At 41.6% G+C, this 1,670-nt stretch carries 3 protein-coding genes; all 3 read right to left on the bottom strand.

The annotated features are described in order from the left end of the window. Window positions 1-411: 411 nt before the first annotated feature. Window positions 412-702 carry a type II toxin-antitoxin system HicA family toxin gene (locus AACS90_RS22640; RefSeq protein WP_099123652.1) on the bottom strand — a complete coding sequence of 97 codons (291 nt, stop codon included), beginning with the start codon at window positions 700-702 and terminating at the stop codon, window positions 412-414. 15 nt (window positions 703-717) lie between these two features. After that, window positions 718-1,017: a DUF1902 domain-containing protein gene (locus AACS90_RS22635; RefSeq protein WP_241538344.1), complete on the bottom strand. Its 300-nt coding sequence runs from the start codon at window positions 1,015-1,017 to the stop codon at window positions 718-720. Window positions 1,018-1,181: 164 nt separating this feature from the next. After that, the coding region (locus AACS90_RS22630) for a phage tail fiber protein (protein WP_445286264.1) at window positions 1,182-1,670 on the bottom strand (489 nt) is incomplete at its 5' end.

Below are 1,670 nucleotides of genomic sequence, written 5' to 3'. Positions count from 1 at the left end.
CCAATAGGTATCATTGAGGGTATAGCTAGACGATATGGTTATCACATTAACAAAATAACCCCTCTGCCAATTAACACGCTCTAATTCCCTAAGGGCAGATTTCTGCCCTCTGCACATTGATTAATCCCTCTATTTGAAACGGAAGGATTAAGCCAAAGTGACGGCCTCAGATAAATCAATGAGTTACTGTAGGTGTCCGAAGATTTTCGTATACCCATCAGCCAAAGTGAGGACCACGGAATAATCAATGAGTTAAAAGAGGAGAATTATCCTATTTAGATAAGTGATTGATTTTAAATAATGTACAGCGTTGAGTTTGCGGGGTTCTGTCAGAAATAAAGGCTAAGGATTCTGTTTTTTACATTAAAAAACCCGCGCGCGTGGGCGGGTTTAGGATAATTAATCAACTTATCAATCTCGTGATAAACCATTGGCAAGAACTTCATCGCAACTAATCGTACCTTTACACAGAGAATGGAATTTTTTGGAGCTGATTCCAGCCTGTTTAGCCATTGATTTAATCAAGTCTCGTGAAAATGGCGCATGAGATTTATCCACTGTAACCACCCATTTATGTCCATCTGCTTTTTTGATCCATTGTTCATGAGAGGTTCCCTTCTTTGGTTTCATTTCAAAACCTAAATCCGCCAGAGCCCTTACAACTTCTCTATACTTGAGTGGTGTTAGCTTATAAAAAATCATGTTGCGCCACACCTCTTATCGGGCTAGCTCACACTGTTCATCAAACAACTTAACCGAACCAATTTCATTATTTGGATAAAATGATTTTCTTACTTTTAATTTAAAAGCGATATACCAATACTTAAGCCACATCGATAGGGGGGCTTTTCGATTAATAAGCTGTTTTGCATATTCGCGTTCAGAGGCAGCCTCTTCAAGATAATCATTTACCTGAGCTTCAAGTTTGTGAATTGCCTCGTCAATCGAATTAGCTTGCGCTGCTAGTGACAGATCTAAGCAGGCAGCAATATACATATTATCCTGTTGATAAGCCATGCAACGTAATCTCATTTGGGTCATCTCCTGTAGGGGTGTTAGCAACATAATTATCAAATTGATAAATATGTCTAAGGTGATGATAGTTTGTTCAAGCCGCAATTTCAACAGCTTAAACTGTTATTGACTTGTATGATTAACCACTAAAAAAGATTAATAAACAATTAAATCACACTCACCTCTGCCGCCTTCTGCTTCACATTCCACACCGAATTTGCCGGCATCTGGACACGGACATCCAAGCGGCAGCCTTCGGGAATATCGCACGGTTCACCGTCCTGATAATAAACTTTTTCCCCGTTGACAATGGCTTTTATCCGCTGGTTCTGAAAGCGTGCCGGTAAATGGGAATGCTGACGGTGGAAGGTCTCAATCGTGATACTGCCGTCCTTGTTCACCTTGTCATCAATGTAGATAAGCTCCAGTCCGTTGTTGTTCTTCGGCGAGGAAATACCTCCATGCACACCCCATGCGCCATCGGCGTTATAACCCAGCACACCCGTGACCTGATAATGACCGAGGCCGAGTTTAGAGACGATTGCGCCTTCGGATTGGTCGTTAGTTTCGAATTTACCATCGGGATGGATTTGAATGATAGGGGAGGATTTTCTGATAATACCATCCTGACCTGCATAAACATTCCCTCCCCACCC

Source organism: Xenorhabdus sp. KK7.4 (genome assembly GCF_963876465.1).
In the GTDB taxonomy this organism is placed as follows: Bacteria; Pseudomonadota; Gammaproteobacteria; order Enterobacterales; family Enterobacteriaceae; genus Xenorhabdus; species Xenorhabdus stockiae.
This window is presented reverse-complemented; position numbering and strand designations above follow the sequence as displayed.

What these genes read in the sequence shown, in the direction of transcription:
- AACS90_RS22640 (WP_099123652.1), bottom strand. Translation starts at nt 702, where the DNA reads ATGATTTTTTATAAGCTAACACCACTCAAGTATAGAGAAGTTGTAAGG.
- AACS90_RS22635 (WP_241538344.1), bottom strand. Translation starts at nt 1,017, where the DNA reads ATGGCTTATCAACAGGATAATATGTATATTGCTGCCTGCTTAGATCTG.